The organism is Mumia sp. (genome assembly GCF_028803055.1).
Classification (GTDB): domain Bacteria; phylum Actinomycetota; class Actinomycetes; order Propionibacteriales; family Nocardioidaceae; genus Mumia.
This window is the reverse complement of sequence record NZ_JARBCJ010000237.1, coordinates 1-4,193: the sequence shown is the minus strand read 5'-3', so window position 1 is coordinate 4,193 and position 4,193 is coordinate 1. Positions and strand designations below refer to the sequence as shown.

General features: G+C 73.0%; 4 protein-coding genes. All 4 read left to right on the top strand.

Going from position 1 to position 4,193, the window contains the following annotated elements; all coding sequences use genetic code 11:
• Window positions 1–1,014 (top strand): quinolinate synthase NadA (gene nadA / locus PV363_RS16240; RefSeq protein WP_301022877.1); only part of this gene is annotated, 1,014 nt, incomplete at its 5' end.
• Window positions 1,011–2,591, top strand: coding sequence for an L-aspartate oxidase (nadB, locus tag PV363_RS16235; RefSeq protein WP_220346685.1), 1,581 nt, complete (start codon window positions 1,011–1,013; stop codon window positions 2,589–2,591). The genes nadA and nadB, both read left to right, overlap by 4 nt.
• Window positions 2,585–3,439, top strand: a complete 855-nt coding sequence (gene nadC, locus PV363_RS16230; RefSeq protein ID WP_220340894.1) for a carboxylating nicotinate-nucleotide diphosphorylase — start codon at window positions 2,585–2,587, stop codon at window positions 3,437–3,439. Before nadB ends, nadC begins: the two co-directional genes overlap by 7 nt.
• Window position 3,440: 1 nt before the next feature.
• Window positions 3,441–4,193: cysteine desulfurase family protein (locus PV363_RS16225; protein ID WP_301022876.1), on the top strand; the 753-nt coding region annotated here is incomplete at its 3' end.

Here is a 4,193-nt window from a genome sequence, read left to right as displayed (position 1 = left end):
TTCTACCAGCGTGACGAGGTCGTCCGGCACGCCGACTTCGTTGGCGACTCCTTCCAGCTCGCGAACGCCGCGCTGACCCGCCCCGACGCCGAGGCGATCGTGTTCTGCGGGGTCCACTTCATGGCCGAGACCGCCGACATCCTCTCCGGTCCGCAGCAGGCCGTGATCCTCCCGAACCTCGCGGCCGGGTGCTCGATGGCCGACATGGCCGACATCGACTCCGTCGAGCAGGCGTGGGCCGAGCTCGAGGCGGTCTACGGGACCGAGCCTGACGCCGACGGCAGGCTCCCGGTGATCCCGGTGACCTACATGAACTCCTCGGCGGCCCTCAAGGGCTTCTGCGGCGACCGCGGCGGCATCGTGTGCACGTCGTCCAACGCCGAGACCGTGCTGCGGTGGGCGTTCGAGCGAGCGCAGCGTGTGCTCTTCTTCCCCGACCAGCACCTCGGTCGCAACACGGCGAAGGCGATGGGCGTGAGCCTCGACGCCATGCCCATGTGGAACCCGCGCAAGCCGCTCGGCGGCAACGACGAGCAGACGCTGCGGGACGCGAAGGTTCTGCTGTGGCACGGCTTCTGCTCGGTGCACAAGCGGTTCACCGTCGCTCAGATCGAGAGTGCGCGCGCAGCGCACCCGGACGTCCGCGTGGTCGTGCACCCGGAGTGCCCCATGCCGGTCGTCGACGCCGCCGACGAGGCAGGTTCCACCGACTACATCCGCAAGGCGGTGGAGTCTGCGCCGGCTGGGACGACGTTCGCGATCGGGACGGAGATCAACCTCGTCCAGCGGCTCGCCGTCGAGCACCCCGAGCACACGATCTTCTGCCTCGACCCGGTCGTGTGCCCCTGCTCCACGATGTACCGGATCCACCCCGGCTACCTCGCCTGGGTGCTCGACGGGCTCCTCGAAGGACGGGTCGAGAACCAGATCCAGGTCGACCCGCAGGTCGCCGACGGTGCCCGCGTCGCGCTCGAGCGCATGCTGGCCGCCCGCCCGCCGGAGCGGGCAGCATGACGAGCCGTGCTCGGCCCCGACGCCTCCGGGTGGTCGTGGTCGGCAGCGGGATCGCGGGGATGACGACCGCCGTCGAGGCGAGCGTTCACCACGACGTCGTCCTTCTCACCAAGGGAGCGCTGGGCGAGGCGACGACCCGGTACGCGCAGGGCGGGATCGCGGTCGTCCTCGACGCTACGGCGCGAGCGGGCGTCGAGGACTCCGTCGCGGCGCACGTCGCGGACACGGTGACCGCAGGTGCCGGACTGGTCGACCGTGCGTCGGCCGAGGTGGTGTGCGGTGAGGGACCCGACGCGGTCGCGGCGCTCATCCGGTGGGGCACCCGGTTCGACCGGCAGGACGGGCGACTCGCGCTCGGCCTGGAGGCGGCACACTCGGCGCCGCGGATCCTGCACGCCGACGGCGACGCGACCGGGGCCGAGATCGTCCGTGCGCTGTCCGCGAAGGTGCAGACGGGCGCGCTCGCCGTGCACGACCACGCCATGGTCACCGACCTCAGCCTCCGCGACGGCGCGGTCGTGGGCCTCACCTGGGTCGGCGCCCCGAGCGGGCGCCCCCGGACGCTCGAGGCGGATGCCGTGGTCCTCGCGACCGGGGGAGCCGGACAGCTCTACGCGCACACCACCAACCCCGTCGGCTCCACCGGTGACGGCCTGGCCCTCGCCCTGCGTGCGGGAGCGGTGGCGACGGACGTGGAGATGTACCAGTTCCACCCGACCCGCCTGGCCGTGCCCGGCGGGGGACTGATCTCGGAGGCCGTCCGGGGGGAGGGAGCCGTGCTCCGCGATCAGGCGGGGCGGCGGTTCATGCGTGACGTCCACCGCGACGCCGAGCTGGCACCGCGCGACGTCGTGGCCCGTGAGATCGCTCGGGTCATGCACGAGCAGGGCGGTGAGCCGGTCCTGCTCGATGCCACCGCCCTCGGTGCGGAGTTCCTCGCCCGACGCTTCCCGGGCCTCGACGCGCGCTGCCGCGCCCATGGGCTGCGCTGGGACGAGGGACCGATCCCCGTCACGCCCGCCGCGCACTACTTCATGGGCGGCATCCGGACCGACCTCGACGGGCGCACGAGCGTCCCCGGGTTGTACGCCGTCGGCGAGGCCGCGTGCACGGGCCTGCACGGCGCGAACCGTCTCGCCTCCAACTCGCTCCTCGAGGGCGCGGTGACCGCACGGCGTTGCGTGTCCGCGCTCCAGGAGCCCGGAGCGGCCGCGTGGGACGGTGAGCCCACCCCGTACGCCGCCGAGCCCGTCGGAGTGACGACCGGTGGGCACACCGCAGGCGCCCTGGACCGGGACGAGCTGCAGACGACGATGTGGGCCGCCGCGGGACTCGTCCGCGACGGCGACACCCTCCAGGCGGCGGCCGACGCCATCGCCGGGTGGTCCCCGACCGTCGACGGGACCACGGCGGCGTACGAGGACGCCAACCTGCTGGAGGTTGCGCGGGTGGTGGTGACGGCGGCGCTGGCCCGGGAGGAGTCGCGCGGCGCCCACTTCCGGTCCGACCGTCCCGACCGTGACCCCGCCTTCGACCGCCACCTGTCGTGGGTGCGGAAGGGAACACTCGCATGCTGACCGACACGCTCATCAGGTCAGGGGTGCAGGCAGCACTCCAGGAGGACTCGCCGTGGGGAGACCTCACGGGGGAGGTGCTGGTCCCGGCGGAGGCGGTCGCCACCGCGCGCATGGTGGCCCGGGAGGCCGGAGTGCTCTCCGGCGGACGGGTCGTCGACGTGGCCTTCACGACCGTCGACCCCGCCATCTCGGTCCGGCTCGAGCGGGCAGACGGTGACGCGCTCGAGCCGGGGACGGTCGTCGCGACCGTGGTAGGTCCCGCCCGGGGCGTCCTTCGCGCCGAGCGCGTCGCGCTGAACTTCGTCCAGCGGATGTCCGGCATCGCCACACAGACGCGCGCGTACGTCGAGGCCGTCGCCGGGACGGGTGTGCGCATCGTCGACACCCGCAAGACGACGCCGGGGTTGCGGGCGTTCGAGCGGTACGCCGTGCGGTGCGGCGGCGGGCACAACCACCGGTTCTCGCTGTCGGACGCCGTGATGGCCAAGGACAACCACCTCGCTGTCCTCGGCGACGACCCGGAGCGCATCACCTCGGCGCTGCGAGCCGCGCGAGAGGCGCTCCCGCACACGGTGCACCTCGAGGTCGAGGTCGACCGCCTGGACCAGCTCGATGCCGTCCTCGCGGCCGGTGTCGACACCGTGATGCTCGACAACTTCACGCTCGAGGACCTCCGTACCGGTGTCGAGAAGGTCGCCGGGCGGGCGCTGGTGGAGGCCAGCGGCGGCATCACGCTCCCTCGGGTCGGTGAGATCGCGCTGACCGGGGTCGACCTGATCTCGGTGGGGGCCCTCACGCACAGCGTCGCCGCGCTCGACCTGGGGCTCGACGTCGAGGTGGCGGTCTAGGGTGCGCTACCTCGACACGGCCGCGACCACGCCGGTTCGCCGCGAGGTGCTGGAGGCGATGTGGCCCTTCCTCACCGGCGAGTTCGGCAACCCGTCGAGCCGCCACGGTCTCGGAGACGTCGCGTCCCGGGCGCTGGAGCGCGCACGCGCGGACGTCGCCGCCGCGCTCGGTGCCCGGCCGGCGGAGATCGTGCTCACCTCCGGTGGGACGGAGGCCGACAACCTCGCGGTGAAGGGACTGGCACTGGCGAACCCGCGTGGGCGCCACCTCGTGACCACCCGGATCGAGCACCCTGCCGTGCTGGAGGCGTGCGACCACCTGGTCAGACTGCACGGGTTCCGGAGAGACCTGCTCGACGTCGACGGTGACGGCGTCGTCGACCTGACGCAGGCGGAACGACTGATCGGCGCCGAGACCACGTTGGTGTCGGTCATGCTCGCGAACAACGAGGTCGGGACGGTCCAGCCGGTCGCCGAGGTCGCCGCCCTGGCACGCGCACGGGGGGCGCTCGTGCACACCGATGCCGTCCAGGCCGTCGGGTCCGTCGTCGTGGATCCCACGCAGCTCGGCGTCGACGCCCTCTCGCTCAGCGGCCACAAGGTGGGTGCGCCGAAGGGGAGCGGGGCGCTGTGGGTCCGCCGAGGCGTGCCCTTGGAGCCGCTGATCCACGGGGGCGGCCAGGAGCGTGGACTTCGGTCGGGCACCGAGAACGTCGCCGCCGCCGTCGGTCTCGCCGCGGCGATCACGTCGGCG

What these genes read in the sequence shown, in the direction of transcription:
- nadB (WP_220346685.1), top strand. Translation starts at nt 1,011, where the DNA reads ATGACGAGCCGTGCTCGGCCCCGACGCCTCCGGGTGGTCGTGGTCGGC.
- nadC (WP_220340894.1), top strand. Translation starts at nt 2,585, where the DNA reads ATGCTGACCGACACGCTCATCAGGTCAGGGGTGCAGGCAGCACTCCAG.